This window comes from Burkholderia sp. Ac-20345 (assembly GCF_017104825.1).
Taxonomy (GTDB): domain Bacteria; phylum Pseudomonadota; class Gammaproteobacteria; order Burkholderiales; family Burkholderiaceae; genus Burkholderia; species Burkholderia lata_B.
On record NZ_JAAGPO010000064.1, the window covers coordinates 33,742 to 52,201 of the forward strand.

The 18,460-nt window shown below is 58.4% G+C and carries 13 protein-coding genes and 3 pseudogenes; 10 read left to right on the forward strand and 6 right to left on the reverse strand.

Annotated features, from left to right (window positions below):
* Positions 1 to 2 precede the first annotated feature (2 nt).
* The gene (locus tag G3O06_RS22955) at positions 3 to 1,190 is read left to right on the forward strand and encodes a CaiB/BaiF CoA-transferase family protein (protein WP_205817597.1); all 1,188 of its coding nucleotides are present in this window, start codon (positions 3 to 5) and stop codon (positions 1,188 to 1,190) included.
* Between the two features lie 14 nt (positions 1,191 to 1,204).
* A complete protein-coding gene (locus G3O06_RS22960; protein ID WP_205817585.1) occupies positions 1,205 to 2,017 on the forward strand; it encodes a CoA ester lyase in 813 nt (270 codons plus the stop codon).
* A gap of 107 nt (positions 2,018 to 2,124) precedes the next feature.
* Here G3O06_RS22960 and G3O06_RS22965 read toward each other — a convergent pair whose 3' ends face one another.
* The 4 genes and pseudogenes from G3O06_RS22965 to G3O06_RS22980 all read right to left on the reverse strand — a co-directional run bounded on the left by G3O06_RS22965 (position 2,125) and on the right by G3O06_RS22980 (position 6,046).
* The gene (locus G3O06_RS22965) at positions 2,125 to 3,384 is read right to left on the reverse strand and encodes a citrate lyase subunit alpha (protein WP_205817586.1); all 1,260 of its coding nucleotides are present in this window, start codon (positions 3,382 to 3,384) and stop codon (positions 2,125 to 2,127) included.
* Positions 3,385 to 3,481: 97 nt separating this feature from the next.
* Positions 3,482 to 3,981: pseudogene (locus tag G3O06_RS22970) on the reverse strand (IS5 family transposase); the annotation flags it as partial.
* Positions 3,982 to 4,050: 69 nt separating this feature from the next.
* Complete coding sequence (locus tag G3O06_RS22975; RefSeq protein ID WP_205817587.1) at positions 4,051 to 4,995, reverse strand: alpha/beta hydrolase; 945 nt, start codon at positions 4,993 to 4,995, stop codon at positions 4,051 to 4,053.
* Positions 4,996 to 5,155: 160 nt separating this feature from the next.
* On the reverse strand, positions 5,156 to 6,046 hold the full coding sequence (locus tag G3O06_RS22980) for an alpha/beta fold hydrolase (protein ID WP_205817588.1): 891 nt from the start codon (positions 6,044 to 6,046) through the stop codon (positions 5,156 to 5,158).
* Between the two features lie 87 nt (positions 6,047 to 6,133).
* Between G3O06_RS22980 and G3O06_RS22985 the strand changes: the two genes are divergently transcribed.
* Positions 6,134 to 7,114 (forward strand): helix-turn-helix domain-containing protein, encoded by a 981-nt coding sequence (locus G3O06_RS22985; protein ID WP_205817589.1) that lies wholly within the window; start codon positions 6,134 to 6,136, stop codon positions 7,112 to 7,114.
* A gap of 760 nt (positions 7,115 to 7,874) precedes the next feature.
* Entirely contained in the window at positions 7,875 to 9,281 is a 1,407-nt protein-coding gene (locus G3O06_RS22990; RefSeq protein WP_205817590.1) for a methyl-accepting chemotaxis protein, read from the forward strand.
* A gap of 988 nt (positions 9,282 to 10,269) precedes the next feature.
* Here G3O06_RS22990 and G3O06_RS22995 read toward each other — a convergent pair.
* Positions 10,270 to 10,953: a Crp/Fnr family transcriptional regulator gene (locus G3O06_RS22995; RefSeq protein ID WP_205817591.1), complete on the reverse strand. Its 684-nt coding sequence runs from the start codon at positions 10,951 to 10,953 to the stop codon at positions 10,270 to 10,272.
* Positions 10,954 to 12,075: 1,122 nt separating this feature from the next.
* On the opposite strand from G3O06_RS22995, the gene G3O06_RS23000 reads away from it, so the two are divergent.
* The 3 genes from G3O06_RS23000 to G3O06_RS23010 are packed head-to-tail and all read left to right on the forward strand — an operon-like array spanning position 12,076 to position 16,177.
* On the forward strand, positions 12,076 to 13,182 hold the full coding sequence (locus G3O06_RS23000) for an NAD(P)-dependent alcohol dehydrogenase (protein WP_205817592.1): 1,107 nt from the start codon (positions 12,076 to 12,078) through the stop codon (positions 13,180 to 13,182).
* Positions 13,183 to 13,200: 18 nt separating this feature from the next.
* A complete protein-coding gene (locus G3O06_RS23005) occupies positions 13,201 to 14,685 on the forward strand; it encodes an AMP-binding protein (RefSeq protein WP_205817593.1) in 1,485 nt (494 codons plus the stop codon).
* Positions 14,686 to 14,722: 37 nt separating this feature from the next.
* The gene (locus tag G3O06_RS23010; RefSeq protein WP_205817594.1) at positions 14,723 to 16,177 is read left to right on the forward strand and encodes an aldehyde dehydrogenase family protein; all 1,455 of its coding nucleotides are present in this window, start codon (positions 14,723 to 14,725) and stop codon (positions 16,175 to 16,177) included.
* A gap of 361 nt (positions 16,178 to 16,538) precedes the next feature.
* Here the strand turns inward: G3O06_RS23010 and G3O06_RS49150 are convergent.
* Positions 16,539 to 16,668: pseudogene (locus tag G3O06_RS49150) on the reverse strand (IS5/IS1182 family transposase); the annotation flags it as partial.
* 583 nt (positions 16,669 to 17,251) lie between these two features.
* Between G3O06_RS49150 and G3O06_RS23015 the strand changes: the two are divergent.
* The 3 genes and pseudogenes from G3O06_RS23015 to G3O06_RS23025 form a co-directional block, all read left to right on the forward strand.
* The gene (locus tag G3O06_RS23015; RefSeq protein WP_346779547.1) at positions 17,252 to 17,635 is read left to right on the forward strand and encodes a transposase; all 384 of its coding nucleotides are present in this window, start codon (positions 17,252 to 17,254) and stop codon (positions 17,633 to 17,635) included.
* Complete coding sequence (gene tnpB / locus G3O06_RS23020) at positions 17,623 to 17,970, forward strand: IS66 family insertion sequence element accessory protein TnpB (protein WP_175839453.1); 348 nt, start codon at positions 17,623 to 17,625, stop codon at positions 17,968 to 17,970. The genes G3O06_RS23015 and tnpB overlap by 13 nt, the downstream gene beginning before the upstream one ends.
* 63 nt (positions 17,971 to 18,033) lie before the next feature.
* Positions 18,034 to 18,339, forward strand: a pseudogene (locus tag G3O06_RS23025) (transposase); the annotation flags it as partial.
* Between the last annotated feature and the right edge of the window lie 121 nt (positions 18,340 to 18,460).

The following is an 18,460-nucleotide window of genomic DNA, read 5'->3' on the forward strand; positions in this document are numbered from 1 at the left end:
CCTTGCGACCACTGGATGGAGTCAAAGTCGTTACGCTGGAGCACGCGATCGCGGCGCCGTTTTGCACACGCCAGCTCGCCGACCTCGGCGCACGCGTCATCAAGATTGAACGTCCGGGTTCAGGCGACTTTGCACGCGGCTATGACAATCGCGTCAACGGCATGTCGTCGCACTTCGTGTGGACGAACCGCTCGAAAGAAAGCCTCGCGCTCGACTTGAAGGCAGAGGGTGCATTGGACATCGTCAAAGCGCTGCTCGCAGATGCGGACGTCCTTGTGCAAAATCTTGCCCCGGGCGCGACGGACCGCCTCGGCCTGAGCTATGAAGCCTTGCGTGAACGCTTCCCGTGGCTGATCGTCTGCAATATCAGTGGCTACGGCCCCGACGGGCCATATCGCGACAAGAAGGCGTATGACCTGCTCATCCAGAGCGAGGCTGGCTTCCTGTCCGTAACCGGCTCCCCTGAGGAATCGGCCAAAGCCGGCTGTTCGGTGGCAGATATCTCCGCTGGCATGTACGCGTACACCAACATTCTCGCAGCACTCCTGCAGCGGCATCACACTGGCGAAGGCTGTCGAATTGACGTCTCCATGCTCGAATCCATGGTCGAATGGATGGGCTTCCCTCTCTACTACGCGTTCGAAGGTCAAACACCTCCTCCACGCGCGGGCGCCGCGCACGCAACAATCTTCCCGTACGGCCCGTTCGAAGTTGGCAGTAGCGACACTGTGATGCTCGGCTTGCAGAATGAGCGCGAATGGGCGCTCTTCTGTGAAAAGGTACTCGAACAGCCCGAATTGGCAATTGACGCGCGTTTCGATGCCAATCCGAAACGGGTGAGTAACAAGGTCGAACTGCGCTCCATCATTACATCAATATTCTCGAAGTTGTCCGCGACGGAAGTTTTGGCGCGCCTAGATGAAGCAGGTATCGCAAATGCGAAGGTCAACGACATGAGCGCAGTGTGGCGGCATCCGCAGCTCTTGGCACGTAACCGCTGGACGACTATCGAAACTCCGACTGGCATGATTCCCGCGTTGCTCCCGCCAGGCGTACCGGCATCATTCCATGCGCGCATGGACGCCGTTCCCTCTGTTGGGCAGCATACAGATGCAATCCTTCGCGAACTCGGCTTCTCGAGTACCACTGGTAGTGGTTACAAGGCTGTCGCTGAAGTATCGGCCGACTGAGGAGGATCGCATTCATGTTAGCAAAATCGTATTTGTTCGTTCCGGGCAATCGTCCCGAACGCTTTGAGAAAGCATGCACGTCGGGTGCTGGCGCCGTTATCCTCGACCTCGAGGATGCAGTCGCGGCATACGAGAAGGTAGTGGCTCGCCAGTCGGTGGTCGCATGGCTCTGCGCGGGCGGACGCGCATTCGTGCGCATCAATGCTGCAGATACCGCTTGGTATGCAGAAGATGTATCGAGCCTCGTGGGCTGCGCCGGCCTTCTTGGCATCGTCGTTCCCAAAGCTGAAGATGAAGCCGCGCTTCGGACAGTGGCGATGTCGTTGCCCGAGAGCGGAGCTCTCCTGCCGCTCATTGAAACCGCTGCGGCCTTCGACCAACTCGGCGCAATTGCGCGTGTCCCGCGCGTGCAGCGTCTACTCTTCGGCACAATAGATTTCCAGGTTGACACTGGAATCCGCGGCAATGGCGACGAACTGCTCTACTTCCGCTCACAGCTCACGCTCGTGTCGCGGATTGCAAAAATTGGTGCGCCGGTCGATGGCGTGACGGTTGCGATCGACAATGCCGAGCTATTGCACGACGAAACGTTGCGCGCGAGAAATCTCGGCTTTAGCGGCAAGCTTTGCATCCACCCGAAGCAAATACCTTATGTGCACGCGGCCTTCGCACCTTCGGCCGAGGAAATTGATTGGGCCCGACGCGTGATAGAAGCTGTGAACGCGAGCAGGGGCTCCGCCACGATCGTCGATGGGAAGATGGTCGACCTGCCAGTTATCGCGCAGGCACATAACGTCCTGGAGATTGCTGGCATTGAGGCTCTGTAAACGTTAGCCGCACCGCCAGGAACGCGGAGTCATCTATCATCGAAGTCGGGCACGTGACGGAAAAGTGGAAATTGCCCGATGCAGGGCGCCGCCGCTCTGAACTTCGACTATCGCGTCCATAGGCGTTCAACCTGACGCAGTATGTCAATGACGGAGCCATCCCGATATTGCTGGGCAGCAAGAACGCGACGATCGTCGTTATTCCCGGCCATCGGACGTGCACGAGGTGCCGCGCCGTCGTTTGCGAGGTCGAAGAGTCGCTGGATTGATACGATGCTCAGGCTGGCGGTCACGAACTGGTCGGGAAGGTCAGGGCGTTCGGGGTTCACGGCGACTCCGGCCTCTGTAACAACTACGTCGATCGATGCGCCCGGCGTCGTCGCAGTGGTCACTTTCCCGACGATTTTCGGGTGTACGCCCGCCTTGAGCTTCGTGGTCACAAGCGCGAGCTTTGCGCCGCCGGCAGTGTCGCTGTGGCTGCCCGAGCCGCCGAGGAGACTGCCGTCGGACCGGGTCGACACGTTGACATTGAAGTCCAGGTCAATCTCCGCGGCACCTAGAATCATCGAATCGAGGCGGTTAACTACTGGCCCACGATTGCATGGGTTCGCATAGAGAGATGCGGACATCGCCTGATGTCGTGGATTCTCACGGTAGGAGCGCGCCGCGTCGAGATCGAAGCACTGCACGTCGAAGATGGGGCGGAACAGGCGTGCTTCGAACATCGAGACGATCGACCCGGTAACGCCGCCAGCCGCGAAGCTTCCCTCGACTTTGCGCTCCCTCATCTGCTCCCGGACATATCTCGCCACGACGAGTGACACACCGCCTGCCCCCGTTTGGAAGGAGGATCCATCCTGGATGAGCCGACCCGCGTCGAGCGCCTTCGGTACGGTCAAAGCGATATCCTGGCCCACGGCGTCCTGCGTCATGCGGGTAGCGCCCGACTCTATTTGCGATGCGTTGCCGATGCTCGGCACCGTAACCACGTAGTCAACCAGCTCTTGCGTGATATCTGCGGGGCGCGCGGGATAAGGCACCAGGTTGTCCGTAATAGCCACGACGCGGCGCGCGGAAGCTGCGTCGACCTGAGCGTTGCCTAATGTGCCGCACGCTGAAGGCCCGTCTACGTCGTTTATGTTACCGTAATCGTCAGCTGTCGGCGCGGCGATAAACGCGACATCGATGGCGCGGACCCGGCCACTATGGGTCTGGAGCACAGCGACGCTCCTGAGCTTGCCCGGGCTGATGGCGTCGGCAACCGGACCCGCCACATACGAGGTGCAGATGCTTTCCACGGCACCAGAAGCGAAGTGCTCAACCAGCGGCGCATGCACCGGAAAAATTGAACTGGCGACAATACGCAAGCCGCGAATACTTACCCGAAACTGAGGCAGCGCTGGTCCGGATCGGTAATCAAAATTTTCGCAGGTAACGTAATAGCGGGTTGGTCTCTTAGAGGCGCTAACAGAATGACTTTTGGTGGTGCCGCCAGCAGATGATGCAAGCGGTGATTTTCATGGACGCTTCGTGTATGGCCGCGAGGCGTTCGAACCGGATGCACAAGCGCCTGAAGTCGTGCAGCCATGCAAAGGTGCGCTCGACGACCCAGCGGGTTTTTCCGAGGCCACTGCAGTGCGGCTCACCTCGACGGGCGATCGGCGTGGCGATGCCGGCAGAAAGAGCGGCGTGCGATACTTGTCGTGATGGTAGCCGCGATCGGCCTGGAAGACGGCAGGCTTTGACAGTGGTCGGCCACGCTTGCCGAGAATGTGCGGTATGGCCTCGACGAGGGGTAGCAGTTGCGTGACGTCGTTGCGGTTGGCGCCCGTAAGGATCAGCGTGAGCGGGATGCCCTGCGCTTCGGTCACGAGGTGGTGCTTGGAACCGGGTCGTGCCCGGTCGGTGGGATTCGGTCCTGTTTTTTCACCTGATCCCACTGCACGGATGGAGGACGATTCGATGACCACATGAGGCCAGTCGATGCCACGCGACGGGATAACAGCCCCCGCAACTCATTTTGTTAGAGCTTCTTAGTGCGCGCGATGCAGGGCAGCGCGCAACGCGTGACCCAACTGCTGCTGTGCAAGACGAGCTGCCGGTACCGCGCCGCCCATGCTGATGAACCCGTGTGGGAGGCCATGATATTCAACCACTACTACATCGTTGCCGGCTTCAAGCAGGCGGTCTCCGTAGGCCAGCGCCTCGTCCCGCAATGGATCATGAGTGGCGATCTGGAGCAGTACCGGCGGCAGGTTTGCCAAGTTGTCCGCCAGCAACGGCGCGGCAAGTTCGTCTTTCGGCGGCCCTCCGGCACCGAAATATAGACGATCGAAGTAGTCCATCATACGGGCTGTCAACGTGGGGCCGTCCTCATACTGAATGTGTGATGGAAAATCTCTACGCGAGCCAGCGGCCACAGGCGGATAAACGAGGCCCTGAAACACGATGGCGGGACCGCCGCGATCTCGCGCGACAATACACATCACTGTTGCGAGCGACGCGCCCGCGCTGTCTCCAGTTACTGCAATAGGGGCACCGGATATTGCGAGTTCTCCCGTGTTGGCTGCGACCCATTCGAGTGCCGCCCACGCGTCGTCGACGGCTGCTGGGAATGGGTGTTCGGGTGCAAGCCGGTAGTCCACCGACACGACTGTTGCGCCGCTGTCATCACATAGTGTGCGGCACACGTTGTCGTATCCGTCCAAGTCGCCGAGCACGAATCCCCCGCCATGGTAGTAGACAATGATTCCTTGGGTTGATTCGCGCGTTGGTCGGTAAATGCGCAATCTCAGGGCGCCGTCAGAGCCATCGATCAAATGATTTGCTACGTCGACATCCACAGGCCCTACATCAGCACTCGCGAGAATTTGGCGATATACAGCCCGGGCGGTGACCGGTGGCAGGCTGGCGAGATCCGGTGCGCCGGATGCTTTGGACTGGGCCAGAATGGTTTGCACGATTCTGTCGAGTGGCATGTCTAATTCCTTTATTTGGTTTAGAAAAATAATAATGTTGTATATGCATTTTAAGAGGGAGGCCGCGACTGCCCGTCACAGGAGAAGCGCTCTTTTCATACGCGCCGAGCGCCCACAGTGTTACCTGCGATTCTCTCCGCCTTCGACCTCAGTGTCGCGTTCAGATCTGTAGCGGTTTTTTTGCGGATTCGCATGCAGCGTTGATGGAATCAGTTCCGATGTCGGCAAGTAATTGCACGAGTTCGGCGGGTTGCGAATAGAACGGCGAGTGACTGGACGCCAAGGTGTGCCGGATGGTCTCATTGCCCATGGCACGGTCCATGGCAGCAATCATATGATCCTGGCCGACGATAGGGATCGCGCGGTCCTCAGTGCAACGAATGTAGTGGCGCTTGACAGTCCCAAACCGACCGGCAGTCACTGCTGACGGTCGTAGCACGGTTGCGACAGGTTCGTCACAATGCAGGCGTGCAGCGACACCAACCAGATCGGCGTCAGCTACGTCGGCGTAAAATGCCGCCTTAAGCATCGCCCGATAGGTTGGGTCTTCGGAGAACGGGTCGAGCCTCAGCGCTCCCACTTGGACAGGATCGGCCAGGAACAGGGAAGGTACCATGGCATCGACCATTGTCTCGTGCTCGATCATGGCGATGGGTGGCATACCCGGCGGTAAAAGGAACGCCGTGAGATAGACAACAGCCTCTAGCAATTCAGGCACGGTCTCTGCCACGTCTGAAATCGTTGCGCCCCCCAACGAATGTCCAATAAGGATCACCGGTCGATCCGCAGACTTGATGACCGCAATCACGGCGCGCGTGCGTTCCTCCTGCGTTACGCCCGCATTGGGTGACGGTTCGACAGCAAAGGCGGCGCGATCAAGCGGTCGCCAGGAATACGACGCAGGCATTCTGGCATTCGCGCCGGCGCCGGGCAGGTCAATGGCGTGGGCAGTATGTCCCTTGGCTTCGAGGCCTGGTAACACGTGGTCCCAGGTCCCCATGTCGTGCCAGAAGCCGTGAACGAAGACGAAGGTGCAATGGTCGGCGCGCATAGGCGTTGTCTCCGATGATGGAAGTGGCATTTCGCCGTAGTTTAGGAAGACCGGTGCTCCCACTGAAGTGACCAAGGACGAAAATCAATGACCCATAGCGAAATGCAAGTGTTTAATGCATCTACCGTCGGAATTTCCGCATCCGAGCAGTTTGACTATTGGCGAGAGGCGATCTGTCCGGTTTATACCGGGATCGACCCCGAACCACCGGGACAAGTGGGGTTCGACGCATGTTTCGAGGCCATCATCTGCGGTACCGTCAAAATTGCTCGGATCAACGCACCTGGCCACAGTGCGCGAAGGAACGAGGTTGCCATGCACCGTATTCCAGACAATAGTGTGTTCGTCAACTATTGTGAGAGCAGCGATTACGGAGCTGAGGATTCTCTTGGAGAACCTCTCGTGTCCCGAGGGACACTGAGGTTGCTCGACAATGCTGCAGGCTTCGTTGTGCGTTTTCCTGAACATCGATGCATGACTTTGCATTCGCTACGCTTGCCCCGACAATTGTTTGGCACAGATCCACCTTTCGCGACCATGAATGCCGCGTTCACATGCACGGCCTTAGGGCGGCTGGCCGGCGAACAATTTAGGCTTTTGTGTCAGTCCATGGACTTGCAGCAACACCGAGCAGTGGTTGCCATTGGGCGCTCTTTGGAAACCCTGATTCTCGCCGTGGCGGAGGAGAGTAGTCGAGTCAATGCAAGTGTGCAGAAATTCGAAGCCAACGTCGTCCATCTTAAGGACTACGCGCGGGCGCGCCTCGTAGCGCCCGATTTGACGGTCGCCACGATTGCCGACGCATTCCATTGCACCACTCGCACTATCCAGAACCGGTTTGCTGGCGTTGGCGAAACATTTTCGTCTTGGCTATTGGAAGAACGATTGCGAAAGGCGCTTTCGATGCTGCGCGAGCCGCAGCATTCCGTGCGCAGTGTGGAGTGGATCGGCTATCGCTGCGGCTTTGCCTCGGCGGCGCATTTTCATCGCGCATTCAAATTTCGCTTCGGCGTTACGCCGGGATCCGCGCGAACACAAACGTCTATCGCGCGCGATAGTAAAGTCTGAGGTGACAATCCACCATCACCGCGATGCTCGCGCCAAGCGGCGCGCTGTCACCACATGCGGTATTTCGGATGCAAATACACGACGTTACCAGTCGCGGTTCCTGAAGACATCGGACTGCGCGACTGCCCTTATTCTTCCTACGTTAGCGCGTTCTCGGCGCTGCCAACGCGGTAGAGCCGGATTGAACATCGCTGGGAGGAGGGTTGAATCGGCACTCGGGCAAATTTGGATCCGAGATTGTTTCGTACGAGACAATCTCGCAGAGCCCCTCGACATAGACTTGCTCCAACATCATGTAGGCGCCGCAGGACTGCTGTCTGGCAGGCGCATGGCGATGGGGGAAACACATGAAGGTTTCGATGGAGGCGTTCACTCCGGGTTTGGTCACTGGAAAGACTGCATCGCCTCGTGTGTTTGGTACAGAACGTCAATCCCCTTACGGAACATCAGCTTTATGCACCGGGCTATACGTATTTTCGTGACGCGAAGCGACGGATATGGATACTGAGAAGACATCCTTGCGTTCTCTCGTGGAGAAATGGTTTGCGCCGACATCCGAGAGACCGCTACGTGTCACTCGATTCGGTCGTATGCCCAGCGGCGTCCGTTTTGCTTGCATTGAGGCACGACGGAATGCTGGCCCGATGACCATTGTGTTCTTCTACCACGGTGACGGTGCTTGGCGTGTATTCCCGCCCAGAGCTGACCCGCTTCGTATGAAAAGAGCGCATTCGCCAGTGGTTGAGCTTTCGTGGGCCATATGAAAACGCTTTTCTTCGATCGCATTCGCTCCTCGTGGCGCCCGCTCGTCGGAGACATCGCCGAGCAAGCTGGGAAGCTCGGTATCGAGATCTGCGACGTGTCCGGTCATGTCGACGAAGTCGCTGCGCGCGTTGGCCAGCAAACCCAGGTCTGCCACACGCTGCGCAAGTCCGCCGCCGTCACGATGCTCGGAAACCACCGTATTGCCGAGGCTGCTCAGCAGGTACGCACCGTCAGCGCTAGCGCTTCGGTCGCTGTCGAACAGTCGCGACAGACGCTCGAGGAATCGCTCGCGGACATCCACGGCCTCGTCGAGGGCGTCACAGCCATCGAAAGCCAAATCGGTGCCCTGCGCGATGCGCTCTGCCATGTCAGTAGAGTTTCCGAGGAAATTTCCATTATCGCTCGCCAGACTCACCTGCTCGCACTCAACGCAGCCATCGAAGCAGCCCGCGCCGGTGAGTCCGGTCGCAGCTTCGCGGTTGTCGCAGCCGAGGTCAAGAACCTTTCAGCTAAGACTGAGCAGGCCACGTCCCAGATCGAAGCGACGCTGACACGCCTTACCGAACAGACCGAGAGACTGATCGCCGAAGGCACTGAGAACACCGCACGCGCCCATCGGGTGCGTGAGGGTACTAGGATGATCGGCGAAGTCGTGCACGCCACTGGCCGTGCCATCACCGAGCTCGCCGGCGAGGCCGAGCAGATTGCAGTACTGACTGGCGAAATCGAGATTCAGTGCCATCGGCTCGAAGAGCAGGTCGTCGAAATGGCCTCGGGTGTTGAGGATTCCAGCAAGAACTTTTCCAACGCCAAGGATCGGCTCGGTACGCTGCTGTCGGTTTCAGAAACACTTATCGAACTCACCGCAGCAACAGGCATCGAGACGCCCGACACGCGTCTCATCGAAACCGCGCAGTTCGTCGCGGTCCAGATCAGCCAGCTTTTCGAGCGCGCCGTCGCGCGCGGCGAGATATCGCTAGAGGATTTGTTCGACGACGATTACGCGGCCATTCCCGGCACTGACCCACAGCAGTTCATGACGCGTTTCACGGCCTTCACTGATCGGGTGTTGCCCGCGGTCCTTGATCGCGTGCTCGAGCACGAAGAGCGTCTCGCCTATTGCACCTGCACGGACAGGAATGGCTATTTGCCGACTCACAATCGGAAGTTCTCGCAGCCACAGGGGAACGACCCGATGTGGAACGCGGCCAACTGTCGAAACCGTCGGATATACAAGGATCGCACGGCGCTTGCTAGTGTTTCTCGCGCGAAGCCGTTTCTTCTGCAGACCTATCGTCGCGACATGGGAAACGGTGATTTCATGTTGATGAAGGACGTTTCGGTCCGTGTCTTCGTGAGCGGGCGGTATTGGGGTGTCGTGCGAATCGGCTACAGCGCTTGACCGAACTCTCACCGCAATTTAGGGCGTTGAATCGAATCTTTGGCGCTGATTGCGGAAGCGCTTCCGCACTCGAATCAACTCCCTAGTCTTAGTGCGCGGTGAGGATGCGTATCGTTGTTAATGTTTTGAGATCGTTGGACGCAGAGTATGGAACGGTTAAAAACACGTATAGTGTTGCTGTTTTTTAGGCTTGGCGCATTCTGCGCCATCTTTGCAGTGGTTATCACGTGAGTGGAAGTGGCGCAAATAGACGGGATCGCGCGATATATTAACAGGTCACGGTTCCAATGGAATATCTCGAAGGTGCGTACCGCCCAACTACTTAAGGCCATCATGTCACTGAACGCCATACCAGTGATGATTCCGCGGCGCGGCAGAGCAATGCAGCCAAAAGCAGAAAGATTGCATCAGGCGACCGACAAGCGATTCGAACTATTTCACCAAAGTGTAAAATAGGATAGCGTCGCTGATCTTGGAAAAAGTCCGTGATCGCGAAATTTCAATGGCTGAAATAAATATTTGTGCGCTTTATAAGTGATTTAAATTTAAAATCGGATTTTGGTGTATTGAGTAATAAATTCGCACCCCCGTGTTGGAAGTTGGTGATGATATAGAAGGCCTGATTCCATTGCTTCGAGACAACGCTGAGCGAGTCTGTCCTGACGGAGTTGTTGAGTTAAAATTAATCGGGTTTATAATCGGATTGGGTTTTGTTGTTGGAGAGGTGCTGATTTGTTTTCTTGTATGGGCTCAAATGTGCTCCTTGGTATCGGGTTTCAATGATGTCGAAGAAGCACGTGGAAGTGGCGAGTCGGGTGCTCGATCAGGCGCGCCCCGCGTTTCGTCGGCGATATAATGAAATTGATCAGTTCTCGCCCACCCGATACCGCAAGCGTATCCTTAGATTTGGTCCTCTTTTATCTTCGGCTATTCCTCCCAGTAGAGTCCCCAAAACATCAAGCCGCAAATGAGGAGCGACTTCCCGCCGTCACTCGGACGCCTCAGCAAAGCGGCGCAAGCCCTCCACATCCGTTACTTCAACGCGCCCATAGCTAACGCTTACCAGTCCCAGTTCCTGAAGGCGTCCGACTGCGCGATTGACCTTTTGGCGCGTGATGCCAGACAAATACCCAATTTCCTCCTGAGTCAACGCAATCTCAGCGCTGCTAATGGGGTAGAGCTTCGGATTGAACATCGCGAGAAGGCAGTTCGATACTCGTAGAGACGGTTCTGAGAGGCGATCGTTCTGAACCGTCGCCATAAGCTGCCCCAGCCGCTCGTTGATGTGCTCGAGTAGGAATCGGTTGAAAAAGAGGCTCTCATTGAGGATTCGAAAGAAGACTTCCGCCGGTAGCAATGCAACGAGTGACGGCCGCAAAGCAATTGCATCGTAGTGCCATTGTTCAGACTTCAAGACGGTTCCTTCTCCAAACCAGGCGCCAGGTGGAATACCTGCAAACGTCATTAAACGTCCTGTCTGTGACGAATTACAGACCTTGACCAAGCCATCGACCACGCCGACCCAGTGGCGGCAATGCTCTCCACGTCGGCAGACGTAACCGTCCGGCTCGACTACGCGCGATACGATGCCGTTGCGCACGGCTTGCTGCAAGTGGGCTGGAAGGCCCAAAAACCAAGGTGACCGGGATAGTTGATCGTCGACTTTTTTCATAAGAGGGACACTACAGGCATTGAAATACCACGTGCATCGGGGAAATCCGGATCTCAGATTGTTTCATGTGAGACAAACTTGCAAGTCCCTTGGACATAGACTTGCTCCAACAACATGCAAGCGCCGCTGGACTTCTATCTGGCGTGCGTGCGACTACGGCGCGGAGACACATGAAGGCTTCGAAAGAGATGTTCATTTCGGGTTCGGCCTCTTGGAACGAGGAGAAATCCGTATTAGCCGGCTTTGAGCAATCCTATCCCTTCGCGCGACCTGGACTCAATTCCTCAGCGTTGGCCACGAAGCGGCGCGAGATGGGGATCGGTTGCAGTTTGGTTGTCTCCGTTCAAGGGTGTGGGGCAGTTGAACTTTTCCGTCATAGCCCGCCGTCACCTAGGCGATGCGTGAGTCGCCCTACCGGGAATAGTCGGCAGCGGGCGCGTGCTGATTGTTTCCCGTTTCCTGACACAGAGCGAATGGAACAGCATTGCTCCTCGCTCCGCCGTGTAGGACGCGCAGCGTTTCTCACAACGGATAGCGCGGAGGATGCGGCTGCCCGCGCAAACAACGACATCGTTTGCGTTGTTCATTTTCGTGAAGCGGAATTGCCCGGTATTCAGTCCGACCTCCAGGTCAGGGCGGGGAGGGGTAAGCGGGTCCTGGGTCTAGCTTGTTCAATCAGCCTCTCGGCGCAGGGTTGTCTATCCGCATTCATACTTAAGGCTGTCAAACGTTCTTCAACGACTCGGCAACACGGCCGATGTCGGCATCGAGATTTGACGGTTGATCCCGAGGGCCGTGGATTGCGACGTGGTTCCGCATACGGCGATCGGTTACCCCATGGGCCTGAGCGGAGTTTACCCTACCATTTTATCGACGCTTTGGACGAGTAAACCATCACTCTCTGATCGCTACGGTGCTACTGAAGACTGATGAACGCGAACGACGATTGAGCGGCCCTGCTTGGGAATATGCGGTAGATGTTGGGGCCATTCGTTGTGACGCGCGCGAAGCCGTGGCATGGAGCGAATGGCGATCCGTAGTGGGCGCGCTTTGCCCGAGATATTTAACACGCACAACTCGCAGGCTTCGCCTGCCGCACAGTGGGAGACAATCGTGACACGAATGAATGCAGCAGTAGTCAGGGAAAAAGGAGGCGCGTTCAGTATTGAGCCGATTGAGCTCGATGATCCGCGTGACAATGAGGTCCTGGTGCGTATTAAAGGCGTGGGGATGTGCCACACTGACTTAGTGGTACGTGATCAGTATTTTCCCACGCCACTACCGGCGGTACTTGGACACGAGGGCGCGGGAGTGGTCGAGAAAGTCGGCAGCGCCGTGACCAAGGTGAAGCCGGGCGACCACGTGGTGCTCAGCTACGGCAGTTGTGGGGTCTGCGCAAATTGTCAGAGTGGGCAGTACGGCTATTGCGTGGATCTGTACGGTCGCAACTTCAGCGGCGCTCGGCCAGACGGCTCGCGTCCGTGCTGCGATGCGCACGGCCAGCGGATCAGCGGCTATTTCTTCTCGCAGTCATCGTTCGGCGAGTATGCGCTTGCGACGGAGCGCAACGTGGTGAAGATCCCAGGCGATGTTCCCGTGGAGATCATGGGGCCGTTGGGTTGCGGTATCCAGACCGGCGCTGGTGCAGTGATTAATGCATTGAAGCCCGGTGCCGGCTCATCGATCGCAATCTTTGGGGCTGGGTCGGTCGGCTTGGCTGCCGTGATGGCAGCCAAGGTGGTCGGTTGCGCGACCATCATTGCGGTGGATCTTAACGAAAAGCGCTTGGAATTGGCCAAAGAGTTAGGGGCCACTCACACAATCAACGGTGGCAAACAGGATGCTGTCGCGGAGATCCAGGCAATCACTGGCGAAGGAGTGCAGTACTCACTCGAGTGCACAGGTCTGCCCAAGGTGTTGCGACAAGCGGTCGATGCCCTGCGGCTGACCGGTGTGTGCGGGATCATCGGTGTTGCCCCGTTGGGTACGGAAGTTTCGCTCGATATGAGCGGCCTCCTATTCGGCCGTACTGTGCGTGGGATCATCGAGGGCGACAGCGTGCCTGATATCTTCATTCCGCAGATGGTCGAGCTATGGAAGCAGGGGCGCTTCCCGTTCGACCGGCTGATCCGTAAGTATCCGCTGTCGCAAATCGAAGATGCGGCGCATGCGTCCGAGTCCGGAGAGGTACTCAAGGCGGTTCTGATTCCCAGCGGCTTAGAGGGCTGAGCGATGCGTGCAGCCACTATGACTCATTTGGTTCGCCACGCTGCCGAGCGTTTCGGCGAGCGGATCGCGCTGATGGTGCCGAGCGAAGGCGAATACACCTATCGCCAACTCGATGAACTGGCGGGGCGCTTCGCTGGCGGGCTTGCTGCGCTGGGCGTCGAGCCTGGCGACAGGGTAGTGCTATATCTGCCCAACGGCTGGCAATGGATCGTCGCTTATCACGCAATCGCACGGCTCGGCGCGGTCGTGGTGCCGGCCAACGGCCTGCTCAGTGCACAAGAGGTTGCGTACATTGCTTCCGACTCGCAGGCTGTCGTGGCCATCCTGCCTGCCGAGCGCAGCGCCTTGGTGCCGTTGGACCGGGAGGTCCGCCGTATTACGCTGGGAAATGCGGCGGACGCGCTGGCGTTCGACGCGCTGCTGCAGAGCGACTACCGCGAACCGGTCGAGCGCCGACCTGACGACCTGTTCACGATCGCCTACACATCAGGCACTACCGGCAAGCCGAAGGGCGCGATGCTGACTCACCGCTCTCTGTGGGAGAGCTTGGTCGGCACGGCGACTGCGCACGTGCGCCATGCCGGTGACGTGGTCCTGTCGTCGTTACCGTTCGCACACGTCTACGGCAATATAGTGATGAACGCGATGTTCGTGGCTGGTACCCGGCTGGTTGCGACGCCTAAGTTTGATGCAGGCATCGCCTTCGAATTGATCGCAACGGAGCGCGTCTCGCTATTCGAGGGCGTTCCGACGATGTACTACCAGATGTTGGCGCACCCGCAGATCGCGGATGCCGACTTGTCTAGTTTGCAGCGTTGTACGGTCGGGGGGCAGACCATGCCCGTTGCCAAGCTCGAAGCAGTGGTCAACCGCTTTGGTTGTCCGCTGTTGGAGCTGTGGGGAATGACCGAGGTGGCGGGGCCTGCGATTACACACTCGCCATACTGGGTGCCGCGGCCCGGCTCGATCGGGTTGCCGTTTGCAGGCATGCAGGTGCGCATTGCGGACCTGAACGATACATCTCGTGACGCTCCGTGTGGCACGCCAGGCGAACTCCTGGTGCGAGGACCGCAAGTGACTGTCGGTTATTACAACAATCCCACCGCGACTGCGCAGGCGCTTGACGCGCAGGGCTGGCTAGCGACGGGTGACATTGCTTATGCCGACGCTGATGGCTTCTTGTACGTCGTAGACCGCAAGAAGGACATGATCATTACAGCAGGCTACAACGTGTATCCGGCCGAGTTGGAGCAGGTGGTTGCGATGCACCCTGATGTAGTGATGGCCGCGGTGGCTGGCATCCCTGACGAGGAGAAGGGCGAAATCGCAGTCGCCTTCGTCGTACTGCGCGAAGGGTCGCAGCTCGACGAGGCGACGCTATTGGCACACTGTCGTCAGCACCTGGCCGCCTACAAGGTGCCTCGTGCAGTGCGCTTTGTGCCTGAATTGCCGAAAACGAGCACGGGCAAGATCATGCGACGTTTACTTGCCAATATCGCGTGAAATCCAACACGCAATCTACAAACAAAGGTGTTTCGCTATGACGATCGACTTCTTCTCCAACTACACGATGACCATCGACGGTGAGTCCGTCGCAGCCGCCAACAGCATCGTGGTGATTAATCCGGCCAACGAGCAGGTAATCACCCACGTGCCTGACGCTAGCCGTGAGCAGTTGGAGGGTGCTGTAGCCGCGGCCAAGCGGGCATTCCCCGCTTGGAGCGCACTTCCGTGGGCGAAGCGGCAGGAATATGTGGCCGCGATCGGTGACCTGTTCGAAAAACACGCCGAGGAATTCATGCGTCTGCTCACTCTGGAACAGGGGAAGGCGCGAAAGGGGGCCGAATGGGAAATCGGGGGGGCGTCAATCTGGTGTCGCGAGATCGCCAAGCAGCAACTGCCGGCTCACGTAGTCGAGGACACAGGAACGCGTCGTGTCGTAACGCGACGAGTGCCGCTCGGAGTGGTCGGCGGGATTACGCCGTGGAATTTCCCAGTGTTGCTGGCGGTATGGAAGATCGCCCCCGCGCTGGTGGCTGGTAATACTATGGTGATCAAGCCCTCGCCCTTTACGCCTCTGTGCACGCTCAAGCTGGGTGAACTGCTGCGCGATGTGCTGCCTCCGGGCGTGCTGAACATCGTCTCCGGTGGAAATGAGCTTGGCGCATGGATGACCGCACACCGAGATATCTCCAAGATCAGCTTTACTGGCTCTACCGCGACCGGCAGGAAGATCATGGAATCGGCCTCCGGCAATCTAAAGCGGATTACGCTCGAACTCGGCGGCAACGATCCCGCGATCGTGCTGCCGGACGTGGACATCAAGGAGACTGCGGAGAAGCTGTTTTGGGCCTGCTTCCAGAATAGCGCGCAGTTCTGCGTGGCGGCCAAGCGGCTCTACATCCATGAGGAGATCTATGACGAGCTGGCGCAGGCGCTGGTGGAGTACGCAAAGACCGTCAAAGTGGGTGACGGATCGCACCCTGATACGGACCTGGGACCGATCCAGAACCGCATGCAGTTCGACAAGCTCAAGAACCTTTTGGCCGATGCCAAAGAGCGAGGGCTGCGGTTCCTGCTTGGCGGTGAGATTCCCGACCAGCAGGGTTTCCACGTCCCGGTGACACTGATCGACAATCCTCCCGAGGACAGCCGCGTGGTGGTGGAAGAGGCATTCGGACCAGTGCTTCCGCTGCTGAAGTTCAAGGACATCGACAACGTTATTGCGCGCGCGAACGACAGCGAATATGGGCTGGCGGCTTCGGTGTGGTCGAACGATCTTGACTTGGCGCAACGTATCGCTGAGCGTATTGAGGCAGGCACAGTGTGGATTAACGAAATCCACACCTTCTCGCCGCATGTCGCCTTTGGTGGCCGCAAGCAGTCCGGCATCGGCATCGAAAATGCACTCGAGGGGTTGTCCGAATACACTAGCGTACAGACGGTGGTGACAAACGGCGAAGCGGCGGTCGGGGCGCTTCGGAACGGAGCTTAAGCCCGTATCCTGGCCTCACGGGATTGGGGCCAGGGTTGACTGGCTGGGCGCATACTTGGACGTCACTGAACCGACGCGCGATGTGTCAGGCGGGTTCGTTGACCGCGGTTGGCTACTGCTCGTGCCAAGCAATGAAGTTGCCGCGATTCGTGGCGAGGCGATTTGCCGGCAGGTACTTCGCTTCGCACTCCGGCCGCGCGACGGCCTCTCTCGCATGCGCGCGTCGCACTCCGAATTGCTCGATGTAGTAATCGGGTGGAAGCGGTTGTTCCCAGTTGGTGTGAATATGTCGCGCGACGTGGCTTGCTAATCTATCAGGCATTGCGGTCGATTGCCCATCATGAAGTCGGCCAACCGAACGGATGTCGTTGATTGCCGCGCGATCCGACACGCGCGTGCGACCTCGGGCCACTTTTTCCCCGCGACTTCGGCAGTGGCAGCAATGGTTCGATCCGCACCCACATGTCGACGTCAATGACCGGCGCTTCCATCCTTGGGTTTTCACTATCCGGGGCCCCAAGGGTGGCTGCTAAGAAAGTTAACGTCCCCCCGCCAACGCCTTTTTAAATGGTTTATAAAATTTTAAAGCGAAGAAATTCGTAAATTCGAAATCAATAATTTGAATGATATAGAGTACGAAAAGATGGATGCACAAGTCAATTACACGGTTGGAATGCCAGTTGGCTTGCGCGATGGACTATCCCCGCCGATCGATGCTACTGAGTCGCCCATTGACATACCGAATGAAGTGCTGGAACAGGGCGCGTCTCAATAAGAGTCTGCTGACCAACATCCTCCTTAAGGGCTTCTGAACGGAGCTCTTAGTGGGCCGCTTGAGATTTCTAGATCGGATCTCGAGCGAGTTTCCCGGCGTTTCGGGTCCAGTCGGACCCATCGAAAGCATCAGCTGATGGGCGGACTCAACTGATTTCAACTCTTTGAGAGCACAGTGAGGCCGCCTCTCGTTGCAATCCCGGTGCCACGCCTCGACAATCGTAAGCGGCCAGCCAACCCGTCTTGAGTTTGGCCGAGGCGCTTGGGAGTATCGTGTCCACTTAACGAATAAGCGGACACGTGAACACTATCGAATCGGAATCACTCCCGGAGCGTCGTCGTCGGCAACGCTATAGCGAGGAGTTCAAGGCGCAGGTGGTAGCGGCCTGCCAGGGAATCGGCGTATCGGTTGCGGCGGTCGCGCTGGAGCACCGGCTCAACGCGAATCTGCTGCGGCGCTGGATCGATCAGGCGGAGGGTCGACTTCCCAAGAGACCGCTGGGCCGTCCGCCGGCCACGCCACCGTTACTGCCAGCCTTTGTGCCGTTGGCATTGGGAACGCCGAGTCCGCATTTGCCAGAGATCCGCATCGAGGTGCGCCGAGGAGATCAGTCGATCACGGTGAGCTGGCCGGTGTCCGAGGCAACCCAGTGCGCCGCCTGGCTGCGTGAGTGGCTGCGGTGATCCGTGTCGACGAGATCTGGCTGGCGGTCGATCCACTGGACATGCGCGCCGGTTTCGATACGGCCTTGGCGCGTGTGGTCAAGGTGTTCGGCGCCGCGCACCCACACCATGCCTATCTGTTCGCCAATCGGCGCGCCAACCGCATGAAGGTCCTGATTCACGACGGGATCGGCATCTGGCTGGCCGCGCGACGCCTGAATCAAGGGCAGTTCGCGTGGCCGCCCATCGGCAGCGAACCGAAGCAGCGTGTCTTGACGCACGAACAACTGGCCGGCCTGGTGCTGGGCTTGCCCTGGCAACGCATCGGCGAGGATGGCGTGATCCGCGTCGTCTAAATCCGGCGGGGAGGTAAACAGTCGCGCTTCCTCCGTCGGCAGGGTTCTGGCAGACTGGCCTGCATGAACCCCGCGGACCTCGACGCACTCAACCCGGAACAGTTGCGCGCCCTTGCCGCGCAACTGATTGCCGAGGTCAAGGAGAAGGAGCGGGAAGCGAGTGAACGAGACCGCGAGCTACGCTTCCGGCAGACCCGTATCGATCAACTCACCCACGAGGTCTCGATCCTCAAGCGCCAGCAGTTCGGCCGGCGCAGCGAACAGCTCAACAGCGAGCAGATGAACCTGCTCGACGAGGCGATCGATGGCGACTTGGTTGCCATCGAGATGGAACTCGAGCAACTCGAGCCGACGCGAGCTGAACGTAAGCACTCGACCAGCACCGTAGCGTAGGTCGTTGACGACGGGAGCGCGATGCTATCGAATGGGTTCGACGTGGGCAGTAGACGGAAGCGCCGACGCCACGTTCCACGGCAACAACTCGTCGATG

Bases quoted from the DNA above. Each gene is read 5' to 3' on its own strand.
- G3O06_RS22960 (WP_205817585.1), top strand. From the start codon at position 1,205: ATGTTAGCAAAATCGTATTTGTTCGTTCCGGGCAATCGTCCCGAACGC.
- G3O06_RS22975 (WP_205817587.1), bottom strand. From the start codon at position 4,995: ATGCCACTCGACAGAATCGTGCAAACCATTCTGGCCCAGTCCAAAGCA.
- G3O06_RS22980 (WP_205817588.1), bottom strand. From the start codon at position 6,046: ATGCGCGCCGACCATTGCACCTTCGTCTTCGTTCACGGCTTCTGGCAC.
- G3O06_RS22985 (WP_205817589.1), top strand. From the start codon at position 6,134: ATGACCCATAGCGAAATGCAAGTGTTTAATGCATCTACCGTCGGAATT.
- G3O06_RS22990 (WP_205817590.1), top strand. From the start codon at position 7,875: ATGAAAACGCTTTTCTTCGATCGCATTCGCTCCTCGTGGCGCCCGCTC.
- G3O06_RS22995 (WP_205817591.1), bottom strand. From the start codon at position 10,953: ATGAAAAAAGTCGACGATCAACTATCCCGGTCACCTTGGTTTTTGGGC.
- G3O06_RS23000 (WP_205817592.1), top strand. From the start codon at position 12,076: ATGAATGCAGCAGTAGTCAGGGAAAAAGGAGGCGCGTTCAGTATTGAG.
- G3O06_RS23005 (WP_205817593.1), top strand. From the start codon at position 13,201: ATGACTCATTTGGTTCGCCACGCTGCCGAGCGTTTCGGCGAGCGGATC.
- G3O06_RS23010 (WP_205817594.1), top strand. From the start codon at position 14,723: ATGACGATCGACTTCTTCTCCAACTACACGATGACCATCGACGGTGAG.